Below are 18,417 nucleotides of genomic sequence, written 5' to 3'. Positions count from 1 at the left end.
ACAAGGAGGAAACACCTGCATGTACGCCATCGCCGAAGACACCCTTCCCGCACGCGTATTGAAAGAACTGTTGCTCTATCGCCGCCGTTACCCCGAGCATCGCCAGAGCGCCAGCGAAGCGGACGAGATCCGCCGCATCGAACAGGTCCAGTTGCCGCGCATCGCCGCCTTCATCGAAGCCGGCGAGCCCATCGAATTCGTCCTGCCGGCGTTTCCGGCCAAGTCGCCGAACCCCGGCAAGGTTCTCGACAGCCGTCCGGACATGGCCGAGCGCCTGTCGCTGTCGTTCCTCAACCACCTGTGCCAGCGCATCCAGCTGTTCTATGCACCGGGCGCGAAGATCACCGTCTGCTCCGACGGCCGGGTGTTCGGCGACCTGGTGAGGATCGGCGATGCGCACATCAGCGCCTACCAGGATGCCTTGCGCCTGATGATCGAGGAGATCGGCGCCACCCATATCGGCGTGTTCAACCTGGAGGACGTACGCGCCTTCGAGGCCCAGCGCGACAACCACGAGCAGCTCCGCCAGTTGCTGATCGACGGCTACGCCGAGCCGCTGGAAAGCATCCGCGAGACCCTGCTGGCCAGCGAAGAAGGCCTGCTGCTGTACCGCGCCATCACCCGTTTCCTCTACGAGGACGGCCTGACCCCCGACTACCAGGGCTCGAAGACTGCCCTGCAACGCGACGCCAAGGAGCGCGCCTACGGGGTGATCCAGCGCAGCTGGGCCTGGGGCGCGCTGCTGGCCGACCAGTTCCCCCGCGCGATCCGCCTGTCCATCCATCCGCAGCCGGCGGACAGTCTGAAGTTCGGCATCCACATGATGCCGACCCGCGACGACTGGCTGACGCCCTGGCACGGCGTGGCGGTGAACACCGAGGACCGCTTCGTGCTGATGAAGCGCAGCGAGGTGCTGGAACTCGGCGGCGAGCTGGTGCAGATCAACGGCCAGCCCAGTCACTACCGCCTGCCGGCCAGGGCCGCCCGGCGCGCCGCCGTGGCCTGAGCCCGAGGAGCCAGACGATGAACGCCTATCTCAGCGATCAACCGGTACGTCTCTCGCCGCTGCGCGACGAACAGGGCAACCAGCCGCGCTTCGGCCTGCTGCTGGAGCCCGGCCGCCCCGGCATGCACGTCGGCGAGCTGCCGGCGCAGTGGCTCAAGGGCCTGGCTCGCAGCCACCACCTGCTGCTCCTGCGCGGCTTCGCCGCCTTCGCCGACGCCGAGAGCCTGACCCGCTACTGCCACGACTTCGGCGAAGTCATGCTGTGGCCGTTCGGCGCGGTGCTCGAGCTGGTGGAACAGGAAGGCGCCGAGGACCACATCTTCGCCAACAACTACGTGCCGCTGCACTGGGACGGCATGTACCTGGAGACGGTCCCGGAATTCCAGGTGTTCCACTGTGTCGACGCGCCCGGCGACAGCGACGGCGGCCGCACCACCTTCAGCTCGACCCCGGCGGCGCTGCAACTGGCCGACAGTAGCGAGCTGGAACTCTGGCGCCGCGCCAGCGGCCGGTACCAGCGCAGCGCGGCGCACTACAGCAGCCGCTCGGCGGCGCCGATAGTCGAGCGCCACCCGCGCCGCGAATTCCCCATCCTGCGTTTCTGCGAACCGCCGGTCGAGGGCGACGCCAGCTTCATCAACCCCTCCGAGTTCCACTACGACGGCATCGCCCCGGAACAGCGCGGCGAACTGCTCGACAGCCTGCGCCGCTGCCTGTACCACCCACAGGCGCACTACGCCCACCGCTGGCGCAGCGACGACCTGGTGATCGCCGACAACCTGACCCTGTTGCACGGTCGCGAGGCCTTCGCCCACCGCGCGCCGCGCCACCTGCGGCGGGTGCATATCCACGCCGAGCCGGCGCTGCGCAACCCGCACCTGCAGCGCGACTGACCGCCCCGCCGGCCGTGCGCGCCACGGCCGGCGTCCCGACAAGGAACCAGCATGAGCCATTCCGTCCCCAACGCGCTGATGACCGGCGCCGACTATCTCGACAGCCTGCGCGACGGTCGCCAGGTCTACCTCAACGGAGAACGGGTCGCCGACGTCACCCGGCACAGGGCGTTCCGCAACGCCTGCCGCAGTATCGCCGGGCTCTACGACGGCCTCCACGGCGAGCAGCGCGACGTCCTCACCCGGGTCGATGCCCAGGGTCGCCGCAGCCACCGCTTCTTCACCCCCGCGCAGAACGCCGAGGACCTGCTCGGCGCGCGCGAGGCGATCGGCTGCTGGTCGCGCATGACCTACGGCTTCATGGGGCGTACCCCGGACTACAAGGCGGCGTTCATGTCCGGGCTGGAGGCCGGCGCCGGCTTCTACGGCGACTACCGGCAGAACGCCTGCGCCTGGCACCGCGCCTTCGCCGACCGCGGGCTGTTCCTCAACCACGCGATCATCAATCCGCCGCTGGACCGCAGCAAGGCGATCCACGAGATGCGCGACGTGTTCGTCCACGTCGAACGCGAGACCGACCAGGGTATCGTCGTCAGCGGGGCGAAGATGCTCGCCACCGGCAGCGCCATCACCAACGCCACCTTCGTCGCCCCGGTCGCCTCGGCGCAGATGGAAGCCGGCAAGGCCGAGGACTTCGCTGTTGTGTTCTTCGCCCGCATGGACAACCCCGGCCTGCGCCTGATGTGCCGGCCATCCTACGAGGAGCGCGCGAGCAGTCCCTTCGACTATCCGCTGTCCAGCCGCTTCGACGAGAACGACAGCGTGCTGCTGTTCGACAAGGCGCTGATTCCCTGGGAGGACGTCCTGGTCTACCGCGACCTGCGCCGCGCCACCGGCTTCTATGCCGAGTCGGGCTTCGCCAACCTGTACAACTTCCAGTCCGGCATCCGCCTCGGGGTGAAGCTGGAGCTGATGATCGGCCTGCTTTCCCTCGGCGTGCGCGCCAATGGCACCCAGGGCTTCCGCGGGATACAGGCTGCCCTCGGCGAGCTGATCGCCCTGCAGCACCTGCTGCAGGCGCTGACCACCGCCATGGCCCGCGACCCGGAGCGCAACGCCGCCGGGTCGGCGGTGCCGCGCCTGGAGTACGCCAATGCCCTGCGCATCCAGGTGCCGCAGATCTGGAAGCGGGTCCGCGAGCTGCTGGAAAGCGCCCTCGGCGGCGCCCCGCTGGTCACCGTCTCGGGCGCCGCCGACCTGCGCGACGGCGAGGCGCGGCGGCTGGTGGACAGCTACTACCGCGGTGCCGAGCTGGAGCCGGAGCAGCGCCTGAAGCTGTTCAAGCTGATCTGGGACGCCACCGGCAGCGAGTTCGGCGCGCGCCACGCGGTCTATGAGAGCCATTATTCCGGCAATGCCGAGCAGATCCGTCTCGACTCGCTGGCCTGGGCCAGCCGTCGCGGGCACCTGGCCTACTGCGAGGCGATGGTCCAGCGCTGCATGGCCGACTACGACATCCACGGCTGGCTGCGGGGGCCCTGGCAGCATGACTGAGCGCAAACGCTGGCTGGCCGGCTGCCTCTCGGCCCTGCTTTCCCTGCCGCTGGCCGCCGCCGTGCCGGGCCCGGACGCGCCCGCCGACCTGGCGCGCGGCAAGGCGATGGCGCAGAAAATGTGCTCGCGCTGCCACGACGACGACGGCAACGGCGGGCCGCGGCCGAACCGCAGCTACCCGAAGCTCGCCGGGCTCGACCGGGAATACCTGTACAAGCAGATCTACGACCTCAAGACCCAGCGCCGGCGCAACCCGGCCACCAACGGCCGCGGCGAGGAGCTGAGCGCGGCGGACGTGGTCAACGTCTCCGCCTGGTTCGCCGCCCAGCGCATGAGTGCCGGCGAGCAGACCCTGGCCGACCCGAGGCAACGCGAACACGGCCGCCAGCTCTTCGAGAACGGCCTGGCGCAGCGCGGCGTACCGCCCTGCGTCACCTGCCACGGGCCCGCCGCCCAGGGCCTGGCGGCGCTGAAGGCGCCGCGCCTGGCCGGGCAATGGGCGGAATACCTGGCAACCCAGTTGCACGGCTTCCGCGACGGCAAGCGCGGCAACAGCGCGACCATGCGCGCGGTCGCCGGCGGCCTGGAGGATAGCCACATCCAGGCGCTCGCCGGCTACCTGGGCAGCCTGGGGCCGTAGGGCGAATAACCGCTCGCGGTTATCCGCCGCCTATCCGCGACGCCAGCGGCGGATAACGCCTGTGGCGTTATTCGCCCTACGCCAGTTGGAATGGCTTGCGACCGAGATGCTGCCGAAGCCCGATCCGTAGGGCGAATAACCGCTCGCGGTTATCCGCCGCCTATCCATGACGTCGGCGGCGGATAACGCCGGTGGCGTTATTCGCCCTATCCCCAGGCACGGATGCCCGGCCTCATTCGCTCTGCGCCAGGCGGAACGGCTCGCGACCGAGATGCTCGCGCAGCGACTCGATGAACGCCCTGACCCGCACCGGCATGTAGCGCGCCGAGGGGTACAGGGCATAGATGCCGCCCTGCGGCAGGCGCCAACCGGGCAGCAGCCGGACCAGCCGTCCGCGGGCGATCTCGCGGGCTACCAGGAAGCTCGGCAGCACGCTGACGCCGGCACCGTCGAGCACCAGGCGGTACACCGCCAGGGTGTTGTTCGCCAGCAGGCGCCCTCGGGTCTGTACCGTGGCACGCTCGCGCTGGCGTTCGAAGGTCCAGGTCCAGGGCGTGCTCAGGCGGGTATGGCCGATCCATTCGCAACGCGCCAGGTCGTGCGGCTGGAGCACCGGCGGCAGGCCGGCGAGGTATCCCGGCGTCGCCACGGCAACCTGCTGGAAGTCGCACAGCTTGCTGGCATGCAGGCCGGAGTCGCGCGGCCAGCCGATACGTACCGCGAGATCGATGCGCTGGCCGACCAGATCGCTGAACTGGTCATCGGCCAGCATTTCCACCTGGACCTTGGGAAACTGCCGGATGAACGCCGCGGAAACGCTGCTGATGTGCCACTTGACGAAGTCCTGCGGCGCGGTGATGCGCAACCGGCCACTGGGCTCGCCCTGCAGGTCGCGCACATCGGAGAGCGCGCCGTCCAGCTCGCCGAGCATGCGCTGGGCCACGCCGAACAGCAGTTCGCCGCGATCGGTAAGGGTCATGCGACGGGTGGTACGGGTCAGCAACTGGATCCCGAGGTCGGCCTCCAGGCGTCGCAACTGCTCGCTGAGTAGCGATTTCGACAAGCCCAGGGCCTCCGCCGCGGCGGTGAAGCTGTTGTGTTCGGCGACGGCGACGAAGGCATACAAGTGATTCAGGTTCAGATGATTCAATCGCTCCAGGGCGGCGCTCATCCTGTCATTCCTTAGCCGGGAAGTGGGTCCGGACGGGTCTTGTCGAAAAATCCTGCTGCGACGGAACGGCGGCATTCGACAGGACCCGCAACGATCGGTGAGCGTGATGACGCGACCGGGCGGTCAGGTCGTCGATAAAGACCGCCAGGCGCGCATAAGTTTCAGCGCGCCACCTTCGTTTTCCGATAAATGAGAACTGCTTCAGACGGTCGGCCGGGTGCTTTTCATGTCAGCGAAGCTCGCCTGATTGATCGCTTTCTACCGACAAAACCTTCTTAAAGTAGTTTCTCAAGTATTGGACAAACTTCCTTTTTATTTATGGAGATATGGCACATTCATTCCATTCGACATTAATAATTGCAAACCATCATTCGAAACGATTATTCGGTTTTCATGAACAACGTCCTGGCCTCATGCCTGGCTCGGCCCCGGTAGGCGTTTTTTTCCCGTTGACGGGCATCGGCCTTCTGGTATTTTCTGAAACCGGTTTCAACTCCTGGCATCCGCTGGCGAAGACCAGCCGGACACACCAATAAGAACAGCACCAAGAGGTACCAGGTCCGTGAATGGTTCAGTACTGCCCAGCCGTGGCCGCGTCACCATCAACCAGGTGGCCGAGGCCGCCGGCGTCTCCAAGGCCAGCGTGTCGCGCTATATCGGCGGCGACCGCCAGTTGCTCGCCGATGCCACCGCCCGGCGCATCGAGCGCGCCATCGACCAGCTCGACTACCGCCCCAACCAGATGGCCCGAGGCCTCAAGCGCGGGCGCACACGGCTGATCGGAATGCTGGTGGCGGACATCCTCAACCCCTACTCCGTGGCCGTCATGCATGGCGTGGAAACCGCCTGCCGCGAACACGGCTACAGCCTGGTGGTGTGCAATACCGACCGCGACGACGAGCAGGAGCGTCATCACCTGGCCGCCCTGCAGTCCTACAACGTCGAAGGACTGATCGTGAACACCCTCGGCCACCATCCCGGCGAATTGCGCGCCCTGCACCGCGAACTGCCGATGGTGCTGGTGGACCGCCAGTTGGCCGAGTTGGATACCGACCTGGTCGGCCTGGACAACGCCGACGCCGTCGAACAGGCCCTCGACCACCTGCAGCACCGCGGCTTCCGCGACATCCTGCTGGTCACCGAACCGCTCGACGGCACCAGCTCGCGGATCGAGCGGGTCCAGGCCTTCAATGCCTCCATCGGCCGGCGACCGGCGCTCAAGGGCCAGGTCCTGCAAACCGACGACTTCTTCCGCGACGGCCTGCGCGCCTTCCTTTCGGCCAGCGGCCCCGGGCCGAAGGCGCTGTTCACCTGCAACGGCGTCGCCACCCTCTGCGCCACCCGCCAACTGCGCGACCTCGGCTGCCGGCTGTTCGATGAGGTCGGCCTGCTGGCCCTGGACGAACTCGACTGGTACCCACTGGTGGCCAGCGGCATCACCGCCCTCGCCCAACCCACCGCCGAAATCGGCCGCACCGCCTTCGAGCGCCTCCTGGCGCGACTCGAAGGCGACCGCGAGCCGGCGCGCCGGGTGACCTTCCCGGCGCAACTGATCGTTCGCGGCTCGACCCATCCACGCGGCTAGCGGCCCGCCGCCGGCGCGTTGCCGGCGGCTTTCGCACGGCTTGAAATGAAACCGGTTTCAGAGGATCGCCAATGTCCCTTCACCCCGTCTCCATCAGTCTTTCCAGCTATGGCGCGGACCTCGTTCGCAGTCGCGGCCAGGCCAGCTTCCTGCCCTTGCTGGCGATGGCCGGCGCGCAGCGCGTGGAACTGCGCGAGGAACTCTTCGCCGGCCCGCCGGATACCGAGGCGCTGACCGCCGCCATCCAGTTGCAGGGGCTGGAGTGCGTGTTCTCCTCACCCCTCGAGCTGTGGCGCGAAGACGGCCAGTTGAACCCCGAGCTGGAGCCGACCCTGCGCCGCGCCGAAGCTTGCGGAGCCGGATGGCTCAAGGTCTCGCTCGGCCTTCTGCCGGAACAGCCCGATCTCGCCGCCCTCGGCCGGCGCCTGGCGCGCCACGGCTTGCAACTGCTGGTGGAGAACGACCAGACGCCCCAGGGCGGCCGGATCGAGGTGCTGGAACGCTTCTTCCGCCTCGCCGAACGCCAGCAGCTGGACCTGGCGATGACCTTCGACATCGGCAACTGGCGCTGGCAGGAGCAGGCGGCCGACGAAGCCGCCCTGCGCCTTGGCCGCTATGTCGGCTACGTGCACTGCAAGGCGGTGATCCGCAACCGCGACGGCAAGCTGGTCGCGGTGCCGCCGTCGGCCGCCGACCTGCAGTACTGGCAGCGCCTGCTGCAGCATTTCCCGGAAGGCGTGGCGCGGGCCATCGAATACCCGCTGCAGGGCGACGACCTGCTCAGTCTCAGCCGCCGGCACATCGCCGCCCTCGCCCGCCTCGGCCAGCCCCAGGAGGAACGCCAGCATGGCTGACTTCGAGATCCTCTGCTTCGGCGAGACCATGGCCATGTTCGTCGCCGAACAGCCCGGCGAACTGGACCGGGTCGAGCAGTTCGGCAAGCGCATCGCCGGCGCCGACAGCAACGTCGCCATCGGCCTCGCCCGCCTCGGCTTCGCGGTGGCCTGGCTGAGCCGGGTCGGCGACGACTCGCTCGGCCGCTTCGTACTCGACAGCCTGACCCGCGAGGGCCTCGACTGCCGCTTCGTCGAGGTCGACGCGCAAGCGCCCACCGGGTTCCAGATGAAGTCCCGCGAGGTCGATGGTGCCGACCCGCGGGTCGAGTACTTCCGCCGCGGCTCGGCGGCCAGCCGGCTGAGCCTCGCCCATATCCGCGAAGAAATGCTCGGCGCCCGCCACCTGCACGCCACCGGCATTCCGCCGGCACTCTCGGCGAGTGCCTGCGAACTGTCCCACGAACTGATGCGGCGCATGCGCGGCAAGGGCGCCAGCCTGTCCTTCGACCCCAACCTGCGGCCCTCGCTGTGGCCCAGCGAGCGCCGCATGATCGCCGAGATCAACGCCCTCGCCGCGCATGCCCACTGGGTCCTGCCGGGCCTGGAGGAAGGCCGCCTGCTCAGCGGCTGGCAGGAACCCGCGGATATCGCCGCGTTCTACCTGGACATGGGCGTCGACGCGGTGGCGATCAAGCTCGGCCCGAGCGGCGCCTACTATCGCGATGCCCACGGCGAAGGGCTGGTCCCCGGCGTGCCGGTGGCGACCGTGGTGGACACCGTGGGCGCCGGCGACGGCTTCGCGGTCGGGGTGGTCAGCGCGCTGCTGGAAGGCCTGCCGCTGCCCGACGCGGTGGCGCGCGGCAACTGGATCGGCAGCCGCGCGGTACAGGTCCGCGGCGACATGGAGGGGCTGCCGAAACGCAGCCAACTGCTCGACCGCGAGCGCCGCAGGAGCGCCTGAACCCGCCGCCCACGCGGCACCTGTTGCGACAAGAACAAGACAAGCTCAGGAGATACCCGACCATGACCATGCCTCGCCTCGCCAGCAGCCGCTGGTGGTACATCATGCCGATCGTTTTCGTCACCTACAGCCTGGCCTACCTGGACCGCGCCAACTACGGCTTCGCCGCCGCCTCCGGGATGGCCGACGACCTGCGGATCACCCCCGGGCTGTCCTCGCTGCTGGGCGCGCTGTTCTTCCTCGGTTACTTCTTCTTCCAGGTGCCGGGGGCGATCTACGCGGAAAAGCGCAGCGTCAAGAAGCTGATCTTCGTCAGCCTGATCCTCTGGGGCGGACTGGCCACCCTGACCGGGATGGTCGCCAACGTCTATCTGCTGATCGGCATCCGCTTCCTCCTCGGCGTGGTCGAGGCGGCGGTGATGCCAGCGATGCTGGTCTACCTCTGCCACTGGTTCACCCGCGCCGAGCGCTCGCGGGCGAACACCTTCCTGATCCTCGGCAACCCGGTGACCATCCTCTGGATGTCGGTGGTCTCCGGCTACCTGGTGGAGCATTTCAGCTGGCGCTGGATGTTCATCATCGAAGGCCTGCCGGCGGTGATCTGGGCCTTCATCTGGTGGCGCCTGGTGGATGACCGCCCGCGCCAGGCCGCCTGGCTGAGCGGCTCGGAAAAACGCGACCTGGAAGACGCCCTGGCCGCCGAGCAGCAGGGCATCAAGCCAGTGAAGAACTACCGCGAGGCGTTCCGTTCGCCAAAGGTCATCGTCCTCTCGCTGCAGTACTTCTGTTGGAGCATCGGCGTCTATGGCTTCGTCCTCTGGCTGCCGTCGATCCTCAAGCACGGCGCCAACATCGACATCATAGAAGCCGGCTGGCTGTCGGCGCTGCCCTACCTGGCGGCGGTGATCGCCATGCTCGGGGTGTCCTGGGCCTCGGACCGGTTGCAGAAACGCAAGCGTTTCGTCTGGCCGCCGCTGCTCATCGCGTCCATCGCCTTCTACGGTTCCTACGCCCTCGGCAGCGAGCACTTCTGGCTGTCCTACGCCCTGCTGGTGCTGGCCGGGGCCTGCATGTACGCGCCCTACGGACCGTTCTTCGCCATCGTCCCGGAAGTCCTCCCGGCCAACGTCGCCGGCGGCGCCATGGCGCTGATCAACAGCATGGGCGCGCTGGGCTCGTTCTCCGGCTCCTGGCTGGTCGGCTACCTGAACGGCATCACCGGCGGGCCCGGAGCTTCCTATCTGTTCATGAGCGGAGCGCTGCTGCTGTCGGTGCTGCTCACCGTGTTCCTCAACCCGCACGCCGACAAGCGCGAGCCCGATGCCGCTCGCGCGCACGCCTCGCGGCGGGCCGCGCCGGCCCACCCCTGACCGACTCCGGAGCATCCGATGAAGAAAGTGGTTCTCTACAAACGTCTCTCCGCGCCCCTGATGGAACGCCTGCGCGAACGGGTCGAGGTGCTCCTGGTCGAGGAGCCCGGCCGCGACGGCCTGGCCCGCCTGCGCGACGCCCTGCCCGAGGCCCACGGCCTGCTCGGCGCCAGCCTGCGCCTGGACGCCGGACTGCTCGACCTGGCACCGCGACTGGAAGCCATCGCCAGCGTCTCGGTGGGCGTCGACAACTATGACATCGACTACCTCGACCGCCGCGGCATCCTCCTCAGCAATACCCCCGACGTGCTCACCGAGACCACCGCCGACACCGGCTTCGCGCTGATCCTGGCGACAGCCCGGCGGGTAGTGGAACTGGCCGGCTGGGTGCACGCCGGGGAATGGAAGAAGAGCGTCGGCGCCGCCCAGTTCGGTACCGACGTGCATGGCAAGACCCTCGGTATCGTCGGCATGGGCCGCATCGGCGAGGCCCTGGCCCGGCGCGGGCACCACGGCTTCGGCATGCGCGTGCTGTACCACAGCCATAGCCCGAAGCCCCACGTCGAAGAACGCTACGCAGCGAGCTACCGCCCCCTCGACGCGCTGCTCGAGGAATCCGACTTCGTCTGCCTGACCCTGCCGCTGACCGCCGCCACCGAAGGCCTGATCGGTGCCGCGCAGTTCGCCCGGATGCGCCCGCAGGCGATCTTCATCAACATCTCCCGTGGCCGGGTGGTCGACGAGGCGGCCCTGATCGAGGCACTGGCCCAGCGGCGGATCCGCGCCGCCGGCCTCGACGTGTTCGAGCGCGAGCCGCTGTCTCCCGACTCGCCGCTGCTGCGCCTGCCGAACGTGGTGGCCACTCCCCACATCGGCTCGGCCACCGAGGAAACCCGCGAAGCCATGGCCCGCTGCGCGGTAGACAACCTGCTGGCGGCCCTCGCCGGCGAGCGGCCGCTGAACCTGGTCAATCCTTCGGCCTGGGCGCGACGGCGAGGCGCCTGAAGGCCGCGCCGGGCCGACGCCCGGCGCGCCGTTCTGCTTCACTTGCCGGTATTGGCCTGCCTGAATCCTTGCTGAAACGTTTTTTCAACGTGACACATGAACTTATAATTAGCCTGCTAATCATTATCAGAAAGACGAAACCGTGATGATCCAGAGAGGACCCCACCATGCCCGATGACAAGGCCGTCAACGGCCGCCGCGACTTCCTGCGCAAGACCCTGACCGTGATCCCGGCGGTGACCCTGGCCGGCTATGGCGTCGGCCATGCCATGCAGACGCCCGCCGCCGAGCAGGACAAACCCCGCGAACGCTACCAGCCTCGCTTCTTCACCAACACCGAATGGGCTTTCGTCAACGCCGCGGTGGCGCGACTGATCCCCAGCGACGACAACGGCCCCGGCGCCATCGAGGCCGGGGTGCCGGAGTTCATCGACCGACAGATGGAAACCCCCTACGGGCACGGCGCACTCTGGTACATGCAGGGGCCGTTCGTCACCGACGCCGCGCCGGAGTTCGGCCATCAGTTGAAGCTGGTGCCACGCGACATCTACCGGGTCGGCATCGCCGCCCTGGAACGCTGGAGCAAGGCCAACCAGGGCAAGCCGTTCGCCGAGCTGGAGCCGTCGGCGCAGGACGACATCCTGCAACGCCTGGAAGCCGGCCAGATCGACCTGCAGGACCTGCCGGCCAAGCTGCTCTTCGGCCAGTTGCTGCAAAACACCCACGAAGGCTTCTTCTCCGATCCGCAGCACGGCGGCAATCGCGGCCTGGTGGGCTGGAAGCTGGTCGGTTTCCCCGGCGCCCGCGCCGACTTCATGGACTGGGCCGACCGCGGCGAGAAGTATCCCTTCCCGCCGGTGGCGATTTCCGGCGAGAGGGGTTGAACATGGCGACGACACTCAAACCGGTGGACGCGGTGGTGGTCGGCTTCGGCTGGACCGGAGCGATCCTGGCCAAGGAGCTGACCGAGGCCGGGCTCAACGTGGTGGCGCTGGAGCGCGGCGAGAACCGCGATACCTATCCCGACGGCGCCTACCCGAACACCCTCGACGAGCTGACCTACAACACACGCGGCAAGCTGTTCCAGAATCTCTCCAAGAGCACCGTGAGCATCCGCCACGGGATCAACGACACCGCGCTGCCCTACCGTCAGCTCTCCGCCTTCCTTCCCGGCGACGGCGTCGGTGGCGCCGGCCTGCACTGGTCCGGCGTGCATTTCCGGATCATGCCCGAGGAACTGCGCCTGCGCAGCCATTACGAGGAACGCTACGGCAAGAAATTCATCCCCGAAGGCATGACCATCCAGGACTACGGGGTCAGCTACGAAGAGCTGGAGCCGCACTTCGATTTCGCCGAGAAGGTCTTCGGCACCTCCGGCACCGCGCATACGGTCAAGGGCCAGGTGGTCGGCAAGGGCAATCCGTTCGCCGCCGACCGCTCGGACGACTTCCCGCTGCCGGCGCTGCGCCAGGTGTACTCCGCGCAACTATTCCGCAAGGCCGCCGAGGAACTCGGCCTGCACCCCTACGACCTGCCGGCGGCCAACGCTTCGGGGCCCTGGACCAACCCCTACGGGGTGCAGATGGGGCCGTGCAACTTCTGCGGCTTCTGCAGCGGCTACGCCTGCTACATGTATTCCAAGGCCTCGCCGAACCTGAACATCCTGCCGGCGCTGCGCCAGACCCCGCTGTTCGAACTGCGCGCCAACTGCAACGTGCTCAAGGTCAACCTCGACAGCGACGGCAGGCAGGCCACCGGCGTGACCTACGTCGACGCCCAGGGGCGCGAGATCGTGCAGCCGGCGAAGCTGGTGATCATCAGCGCCTTCCAGTTCCACAACGTGCGCCTGCTGCTGCTCTCCGGCATCGGCAAGCCCTACGACCCGCGCACCGGCGAGGGCGTGGTGGGAAAGAACTTCGCCTACCAGAACATGGCCACCATCAAGGCGTTCTTCGACAAGGACGTGCATACCAACCCCTTCGTCGGCACCGGCGGTGGCGGCGTGGCGGTGGACGACTTCAACGCCGACAACTTCGACCACGGACCGCTGGGCTTCGTCGGCGGCTCGCCAATGTGGGTCAACCAGGCCGGCTCCAAGCCGATCGGCGGCCTCGCCGTGCCGCCCGGCACGCCGAGCTGGGGTAGCGGCTGGAAACAGGCGGTCAAGGACGCCTACACGCACACCGTGTCGATGGACGCCCACGGCAGCAACATGACCTACCGCGACAACTACCTCGACCTCGACCCGACCTACAAGGACGCCTACGGCCAGCCACTGCTGCGCATGACCTTCGACTGGAAGGACAACGAGATCCGCATGAGCCGCTACGTCACCGAGCACATGCGCAAGATCGCCGAAGCGATGAACCCGAAGGCCATCTCGGTGAGCGTCAAGAACTTCGGCGACCACTTCAATACACGGGTCTACCAGACCACCCACCTGCTCGGCGGGGCGATCATGGGCAGCGATCCGAAGACCAGCGTGCTCAACCGCTACCTGCAGAGCTGGGACGTGCACAACGTCTTCGTCATGGGCGCCTCGGCCTTCCCCCAGGGCACCGGCTACAACCCCACTGGGCTGGTGGCGGCGCTGGCCTACTGGTCGGCCAAGGCGATCCGCGAGCAATACCTGAAGAACCCCGGTCCGCTGGTGCAGGCATGAGGAGCGCAACGATGAAACCGACAGCCTTCCTCGCCCTCTCCGCCCTCGCCTGCGGCATCGCCCAGGCCGCCGCAGCGCCGGACCCGGCCCTGGTCAGGCAGGGTGAATACCTGGCCCGCGCCGGCGATTGCGTGGCCTGCCACACCGCCAGGGACGGCAAGCCGTTCGCCGGGGGCCTGCCGATGGAAACGCCGATCGGCGCGGTGTACTCGACCAACATCACCCCGGACCGCAAGACCGGCATCGGCGACTACAGCTTCGAGGACTTCGACCGTGCCGTGCGCCACGGCGTGGCCAGGTCCGGCGACACGCTCTACCCGGCGATGCCCTACCCGTCCTACGCGCGAGTCAGCGAAGCGGACATGCGCGCCCTCTACGCCTACTTCATGCATGGCGTGGAGCCGGTGGAGCAGCCCAACAAGGCCAGCGACATCCCTTGGCCGCTGTCGATGCGCTGGCCGCTGGCATTCTGGCGCTGGACCTTCGCTCCCGAGGTGAAGGACTTCCAGGCCGCCGCCGGGCAGGACCCGGTGCTGGCGCGCGGCGCCTACCTGGTCGAAGGCCTTGGCCACTGTGGCGCCTGCCATACCCCGCGTGGGCTGGGCATGCAGGAGAAGGCCCTGGCGGCGAGCGATGGCGCGGCCTACCTGTCCGGCAGCGCGCCGCTGGAGAACTGGATCGCCAAGAGCCTGCGCGGCGACCACCGGACCGGACTGGGCAGCTGGAGCGAAGCCGACCTGGTCAGCTTCCTGCGTACCGGCCGCAACGAGCGCAGCGCGGTGTTCGGCGGCATGTCCGACGTGGTGGTGCACAGCATGCAGTACATGACCGACGCCGACCTCACCGCCATCGCCCGCTACCTCAAGTCGCTGCCGCCGGCGGACCCCGCCGACCAGCCGCACGTCTACGACGAGAGCGTAGCCCAGGCACTGTTCCACGGCGACGACAGCAAGACCGGCGCGGCGCTCTACGTCGACAACTGCGGGGCCTGCCACCGCACCGACGGCAAGGGCTATGCGCGGGTCTTCCCGGCCCTGGCCGGCAACCCGGTAGTGACCGGCAGCGACCCGACCTCCCTGGTGCACATCGTGCTCAAGGGCGGCACCCTGCCGGCCACCCACCAGGCACCGTCGAGCTTCACCATGCCGCCGTTCGGCTGGCGGATGAACGACCAGGAGATCGCCGACGTGGTCAACTTCATCCGCACCAGCTGGGGCAACCAGGCGCCAAGCGTCAGCGTCGACGAGGTCAGGCGCCTGCGCAAGGACACCGGCGCGGCGGCGGTGGGCGACATTCCGCCGCCGGGATCGGCCGCGGCGGATCGCGGCTGAGCGCCAGGCCTGCCATTCCAGCCCCTCTCCCGCTCGCGGGAGAGGGTTGCCATACCAGGCACGGCCACCCCTTCACTCATCTCCCAATCGCACATGCCGCCCCAGCTCGTCGAACAACGCGACCACCGAGCGCAACGCCCGGCAGTCCGGACGGGTCAGCAGCCACAGGGCGCTGGCGCAGCCCTCGAGGTCGGCGTCCAGTACCCGCAGGCCGTCGCCGTCGCGTAGCAGGTAGGCAGGGATCGCCGCCAGGCCGAGGCCGGCGCGGGCCATCTCGGCGACCGCCAGCACGCCGTTGCAGCGGTAGGCCGGCAGCACCCCGGGATAGTGTCGACGACGCCAGACCACGCTCGGGTGGTCGGGAAGGAAATCGTCCGGGGCGATCCAGTGCAGCATGGCGGGCTCCGTCGCGTCGCGGCCCTCCAGGTAGCGTTCGCTGGCGCAGAGCACGTAGCGCACCTCGCCGAGGTTGCGCCCGACCAGGTGTTCCGGCGGCGTGCGGGTCATGCGCAGGGCGATGTCGGCGTCGCGCCGGCTGAGGTTGGCAAAGTCGTTGGAGGTCGCCAGCTCCAGTTGCAGGGCCGGATAGCCAGGCATGAAGCGCGCCAGCGCCGGCAGCAGCAGGCCATGCAGGACGGCGTCGGAGCAGGTCATGCGCACGGTACCGCTGAGCACCTCGCGCTCCAGTTCGAGGCCGATGCGCGCCGCCTCCAGCGCCTGCTCCGCCAGTTCCGCCTGCTGCGCCAGACGGCGGGCGGTCTGGTTCGCCAGGTAGCCGCTGCGGCTTTTGTCGAACAATGCCTTGCCGAGGTTCTTCTCCAGCCGGCGGATGGCCCGGAAGACCGTCGACACATCGACCCTGAGCAACTCTGCGGCCCGCGCCAGGCTGCCGCCGCGAACCAGGGCGAGGACCAGGGCAAGATCGGCATGGTCCAGGCGATATTGCAGCGGTGCATTTATCTTTTGCATTGGCGCCGATATCGAGTGCGGAAACGCAACTATAGAGTGAGCGCCAGGGCCCGCCAACCGGCGTGGCGAAACTGGAGCGAAAACGGATGTCCACCCCTCCCGCGGCGCCGCTGCGCATTGCCCTGGTCGGCGACCACGACCCGCACATCACCGCCCACCGGGCGATTCCCCTGGCCCTGCGCCTGGCCGGCGAGGCACTCGGCCTGGAGATCGCATTCGACTGGCTGGCCAGCGACCGCCTGCCCGCCGAGCCGGCGCTGGAGCGCTATGACGGGTTCTGGTGCGTGCCGGGCAGCCCCTATCGCGACGCCGACGCGGTGCTGCGCCTGATCGCCCATGCCCGGGGCCGGCGCCGGCCGTTCCTCGGTACCTGCGCCGGCTTCCAGCACACGATCCTCGAGTTCGCCCGCAACGCCCTCGGCTGGCAGGCGGCGACCCATGGCGAGGAGCATCCGCACAGCGACCAGGCGGTGATCGCCGCCCTGCCCTGCGCTCTGCTCGAAGCCCGCGAGGAAGTCCGCCTGCTGCGCGGCTCGCGCCTGGCCCTGGCGTATGCCGCCGACTGGATCGAGGCGGACTACCATTGCCGCTACGCAATCGCCCCGCGCTTCGCCGCGGAACTTACCGGCGGCGCACTGCGGGCCAGCGCCTGGAGCGCCGACGGAGCGATCCGCGCGGTGGAGCTGGAACAGCATCCGTTCTTCGTCGCCACCCTGTTCCAACCCGAGCGGGCAGCCCTGGCCGGCGTCCTGCCGCCACTGCCGAAGGCATTCGTCGAGGCGTGCCGGACGCAGCGCCGCGACCGTCCCCGGCGCGGCCCGACACCTTATTACGCAGTGATCTTCAGCTCCCATCGCAGCGCCGTCGACGACGGCTACGCCGAAGCGGCCGAGCGCATGCTGGAACTGGCCAGCCGCCAGCCGGGCTATCTCGGCGTGGAGTCGGTCCGCGGCGCCGACGGTTTCGGCATCACCGTCTCCTACTGGGACAGCGAGGCGGCGATCCGTGCCTGGAGCCGCCACGCGGAGCACCGCGACGCCCAGGCGCGCGGCCGGCGCGACTGGTACGCCGGTTTCAGCGCGCGGATCGCCCGGGTCGAACGCGAATACGCCTTCCCGGCTCAGCCGGACACCGCGCAGTCTCCGGCCTCGTCCTGAGCCAGCACCCGGAAGCAGGCCAGGGCCAGCAGCCAGGCCAGCCAGCCGGCGCCGACCGCGACGAGGAAACCGCTGGCGGCGCCGTAGCCCTCCACCACCCAACCGGCCAGCGCCGAGCCCAAGGCCATGCCGATGCCCAGCCCGGTGATGGCCCAGGTCAGGCCTTCGGTGAGGCGCGCCGGGTCCACCGCGCGCTCGACCAGGCCCATGGCCAGGATCATCGTCGGCGCCACGCTGAAGCCGGCCACCAGCACGGTCAGGGCAAGCGCAAGGATGCTCTCCACCCCTAGCAGCGGCATCAGGCTCAGGGCCATCAGCGTAACCATGCAGAGCAGTTGCCGGGAAAGCGCCAGGCGCCAGCGCAGCAGCCCGAACAGCAATCCCGCGAGACATGAGCCGACGGCATAGACCGACAACACCAGGCTTGCCGCAGCCTTGTTGCCGTGCGCCTCGGCGAAGGCCACGCTGACCACTTCCACCGCGCCGAAGATCACCCCGATGGCGGCCAGCACCAGCGCCAGCACGCGTACCGCCGGATAGGCCAGCGCGCTGCCGGCGCGGCGCCGCGGATGGGCATGCAGCGGCGGTTCGGTGCCGCGTTGCAGGCTGAACAGGCTCACCCCGGCGACCAGGAACAGCGTCGCCAGCAGCGGCCCCGCCTCGGCGAACCAGCCGACGCTGAGGCTCACCGCCAGCACCGGCCCGATGATGTAGCACACCTCGTCCATCACCGATTCGAAGGAAAACGCCGTGTGCAGCTTCGGCGAGCCCCGGTACAGCTCGGTCCAGCGCGCCCGTACCATGGCCGGCATGCTCGGCATCGCCCCGGCGAGCAAGGCGAACAGGTAGAGCCAGGCATTCGGCGCTCGATAGTGCGTACACAGCAACAGCGCGCTCATCGCCAGGGCGCTGGCCAGCGCGGCCGGGAGCAGCACCCGGCCCTGGCCGAAGCGGTCCACCAGGCGCGATACCTGCGGCGCGAGCAAGGCATTGCAGAACACGAAGGTGGCCGCCACGGTACCGGCCAGCCAGTAGTCGGCATGCACCTGGGAAAGCATGGTGACGATGCCCAGGCCGGTCATCGACAGGGGCATCCGCGCCAGCAGGCCGGCGGCTGAAAAGCCCTTGGCGCCGGGCGCGGCGAACAGTTCGAGATAGGGGTTGCTCATGGAAAGCCTCGGCTGGCCGGCTCCAGCGGAACCGGCGACGACGGGAGAAGACGAAATTCACATACGCTGCGTATGTCAAAAATCATGGAGACATACGCAGCGTATGTC

General features: G+C 68.5%; 16 protein-coding genes. 13 read left to right on the top strand and 3 right to left on the bottom strand.

The annotated features are described in order from the left end of the window. Positions 1-19 precede the first annotated feature (19 nt). Genes pvcA through pvcD form a run of 4 tightly spaced genes read left to right on the top strand, consistent with a single transcriptional unit; the run spans position 20 to position 4,093 of the window. Positions 20-1,006 (top strand): paerucumarin biosynthesis protein PvcA, encoded by a 987-nt coding sequence (gene pvcA, locus LJF27_RS22910; protein WP_003089256.1) that lies wholly within the window; start codon positions 20-22, stop codon positions 1,004-1,006. 17 nt (positions 1,007-1,023) lie between these two features. Then, on the top strand, positions 1,024-1,899 hold the full coding sequence (pvcB, locus tag LJF27_RS22905; RefSeq protein WP_003122753.1) for a paerucumarin biosynthesis oxygenase PvcB: 876 nt from the start codon (positions 1,024-1,026) through the stop codon (positions 1,897-1,899). Positions 1,900-1,950: 51 nt separating this feature from the next. Continuing rightward, positions 1,951-3,453, top strand: coding sequence for a paerucumarin biosynthesis protein PvcC (pvcC, locus tag LJF27_RS22900; RefSeq protein WP_003089259.1), 1,503 nt, complete (start codon positions 1,951-1,953; stop codon positions 3,451-3,453). Further along, positions 3,446-4,093, top strand: coding sequence for a paerucumarin biosynthesis heme-binding protein PvcD (pvcD, locus tag LJF27_RS22895; RefSeq protein WP_023116857.1), 648 nt, complete (start codon positions 3,446-3,448; stop codon positions 4,091-4,093). The genes pvcC and pvcD overlap by 8 nt, the downstream gene beginning before the upstream one ends. Before the next feature lie 232 nt (positions 4,094-4,325). Here the strand turns inward: pvcD and ptxR are convergent, their stop codons facing one another. Next, positions 4,326-5,264 (bottom strand): HTH-type transcriptional regulator PtxR, encoded by a 939-nt coding sequence (gene ptxR / locus LJF27_RS22890; RefSeq protein WP_003089264.1) that lies wholly within the window; start codon positions 5,262-5,264, stop codon positions 4,326-4,328. A 562-nt stretch (positions 5,265-5,826) separates the two neighbouring features. Between ptxR and ptxS the strand changes: the two genes are divergently transcribed. The 8 genes from ptxS to LJF27_RS22850 all read left to right on the top strand — a co-directional run bounded on the left by ptxS (position 5,827) and on the right by LJF27_RS22850 (position 15,014). Next, positions 5,827-6,849, top strand: a complete 1,023-nt coding sequence (ptxS, locus tag LJF27_RS22885) for a transcriptional regulator PtxS (RefSeq protein WP_023116858.1) — start codon at positions 5,827-5,829, stop codon at positions 6,847-6,849. Positions 6,850-6,920: 71 nt separating this feature from the next. Then, positions 6,921-7,703, top strand: a complete 783-nt coding sequence (locus LJF27_RS22880) for a sugar phosphate isomerase/epimerase family protein (RefSeq protein ID WP_003113739.1) — start codon at positions 6,921-6,923, stop codon at positions 7,701-7,703. Next, positions 7,696-8,646, top strand: a complete 951-nt coding sequence (locus LJF27_RS22875) for a sugar kinase (protein ID WP_019681710.1) — start codon at positions 7,696-7,698, stop codon at positions 8,644-8,646. The genes LJF27_RS22880 and LJF27_RS22875 overlap by 8 nt, the downstream gene beginning before the upstream one ends. A 62-nt stretch (positions 8,647-8,708) precedes the next feature. After that, on the top strand, positions 8,709-10,016 hold the full coding sequence (locus LJF27_RS22870; RefSeq protein WP_003113740.1) for an MFS transporter: 1,308 nt from the start codon (positions 8,709-8,711) through the stop codon (positions 10,014-10,016). Positions 10,017-10,034: 18 nt separating this feature from the next. Next, the gene (locus tag LJF27_RS22865; RefSeq protein ID WP_229601885.1) at positions 10,035-11,021 is read left to right on the top strand and encodes a 2-hydroxyacid dehydrogenase; all 987 of its coding nucleotides are present in this window, start codon (positions 10,035-10,037) and stop codon (positions 11,019-11,021) included. A 167-nt stretch (positions 11,022-11,188) separates the two neighbouring features. Then, positions 11,189-11,905: a gluconate 2-dehydrogenase subunit 3 family protein gene (locus LJF27_RS22860; RefSeq protein WP_003110746.1), complete on the top strand. Its 717-nt coding sequence runs from the start codon at positions 11,189-11,191 to the stop codon at positions 11,903-11,905. Between the two features lie 2 nt (positions 11,906-11,907). Next, positions 11,908-13,683: a GMC family oxidoreductase gene (locus LJF27_RS22855; RefSeq protein ID WP_003110747.1), complete on the top strand. Its 1,776-nt coding sequence runs from the start codon at positions 11,908-11,910 to the stop codon at positions 13,681-13,683. A gap of 11 nt (positions 13,684-13,694) precedes the next feature. After that, complete coding sequence (locus LJF27_RS22850; protein WP_023116859.1) at positions 13,695-15,014, top strand: cytochrome c; 1,320 nt, start codon at positions 13,695-13,697, stop codon at positions 15,012-15,014. A 72-nt stretch (positions 15,015-15,086) separates the two neighbouring features. Here the strand turns inward: LJF27_RS22850 and LJF27_RS22845 are convergent, their stop codons facing one another. After that, the gene (locus LJF27_RS22845; protein ID WP_023116860.1) at positions 15,087-15,983 is read right to left on the bottom strand and encodes a LysR family transcriptional regulator; all 897 of its coding nucleotides are present in this window, start codon (positions 15,981-15,983) and stop codon (positions 15,087-15,089) included. Between the two features lie 86 nt (positions 15,984-16,069). Here LJF27_RS22845 and LJF27_RS22840 point away from each other — a divergent pair, with 86 nt between their 5' ends. Next, positions 16,070-17,140 (top strand): CTP synthase C-terminal region-related (seleno)protein, encoded by a 1,071-nt coding sequence (locus tag LJF27_RS22840; protein ID WP_003089287.1) that lies wholly within the window; start codon positions 16,070-16,072, stop codon positions 17,138-17,140. Here LJF27_RS22840 and LJF27_RS22835 read toward each other — a convergent pair. Next, positions 17,104-18,309 (bottom strand): MFS transporter, encoded by a 1,206-nt coding sequence (locus LJF27_RS22835; RefSeq protein ID WP_003117816.1) that lies wholly within the window; start codon positions 18,307-18,309, stop codon positions 17,104-17,106. The two genes, LJF27_RS22840 and LJF27_RS22835, sit on opposite strands and share 37 nt — an antisense overlap. Positions 18,310-18,417 lie beyond the last annotated feature (108 nt).

The organism is Pseudomonas sp. 203-8 (assembly GCF_020708595.1).
Taxonomy (GTDB): Bacteria; Pseudomonadota; Gammaproteobacteria; order Pseudomonadales; family Pseudomonadaceae; genus Pseudomonas; species Pseudomonas aeruginosa.
Note: the sequence above shows the minus strand (reverse complement) of the source record. Positions and strands in the feature narration are given on the sequence as shown.

What these genes read in the sequence shown, in the direction of transcription:
- pvcA (WP_003089256.1), top strand. Translation starts at nt 20, where the DNA reads ATGTACGCCATCGCCGAAGACACCCTTCCCGCACGCGTATTGAAAGAA.
- pvcB (WP_003122753.1), top strand. Translation starts at nt 1,024, where the DNA reads ATGAACGCCTATCTCAGCGATCAACCGGTACGTCTCTCGCCGCTGCGC.
- pvcC (WP_003089259.1), top strand. Translation starts at nt 1,951, where the DNA reads ATGAGCCATTCCGTCCCCAACGCGCTGATGACCGGCGCCGACTATCTC.
- pvcD (WP_023116857.1), top strand. Translation starts at nt 3,446, where the DNA reads ATGACTGAGCGCAAACGCTGGCTGGCCGGCTGCCTCTCGGCCCTGCTT.
- ptxR (WP_003089264.1), bottom strand. Translation starts at nt 5,264, where the DNA reads ATGAGCGCCGCCCTGGAGCGATTGAATCATCTGAACCTGAATCACTTG.
- LJF27_RS22880 (WP_003113739.1), top strand. Translation starts at nt 6,921, where the DNA reads ATGTCCCTTCACCCCGTCTCCATCAGTCTTTCCAGCTATGGCGCGGAC.
- LJF27_RS22875 (WP_019681710.1), top strand. Translation starts at nt 7,696, where the DNA reads ATGGCTGACTTCGAGATCCTCTGCTTCGGCGAGACCATGGCCATGTTC.
- LJF27_RS22870 (WP_003113740.1), top strand. Translation starts at nt 8,709, where the DNA reads ATGACCATGCCTCGCCTCGCCAGCAGCCGCTGGTGGTACATCATGCCG.
- LJF27_RS22865 (WP_229601885.1), top strand. Translation starts at nt 10,035, where the DNA reads ATGAAGAAAGTGGTTCTCTACAAACGTCTCTCCGCGCCCCTGATGGAA.
- LJF27_RS22860 (WP_003110746.1), top strand. Translation starts at nt 11,189, where the DNA reads ATGCCCGATGACAAGGCCGTCAACGGCCGCCGCGACTTCCTGCGCAAG.
- LJF27_RS22855 (WP_003110747.1), top strand. Translation starts at nt 11,908, where the DNA reads ATGGCGACGACACTCAAACCGGTGGACGCGGTGGTGGTCGGCTTCGGC.
- LJF27_RS22850 (WP_023116859.1), top strand. Translation starts at nt 13,695, where the DNA reads ATGAAACCGACAGCCTTCCTCGCCCTCTCCGCCCTCGCCTGCGGCATC.
- LJF27_RS22845 (WP_023116860.1), bottom strand. Translation starts at nt 15,983, where the DNA reads ATGCAAAAGATAAATGCACCGCTGCAATATCGCCTGGACCATGCCGAT.
- LJF27_RS22840 (WP_003089287.1), top strand. Translation starts at nt 16,070, where the DNA reads ATGTCCACCCCTCCCGCGGCGCCGCTGCGCATTGCCCTGGTCGGCGAC.
- LJF27_RS22835 (WP_003117816.1), bottom strand. Translation starts at nt 18,309, where the DNA reads ATGAGCAACCCCTATCTCGAACTGTTCGCCGCGCCCGGCGCCAAGGGC.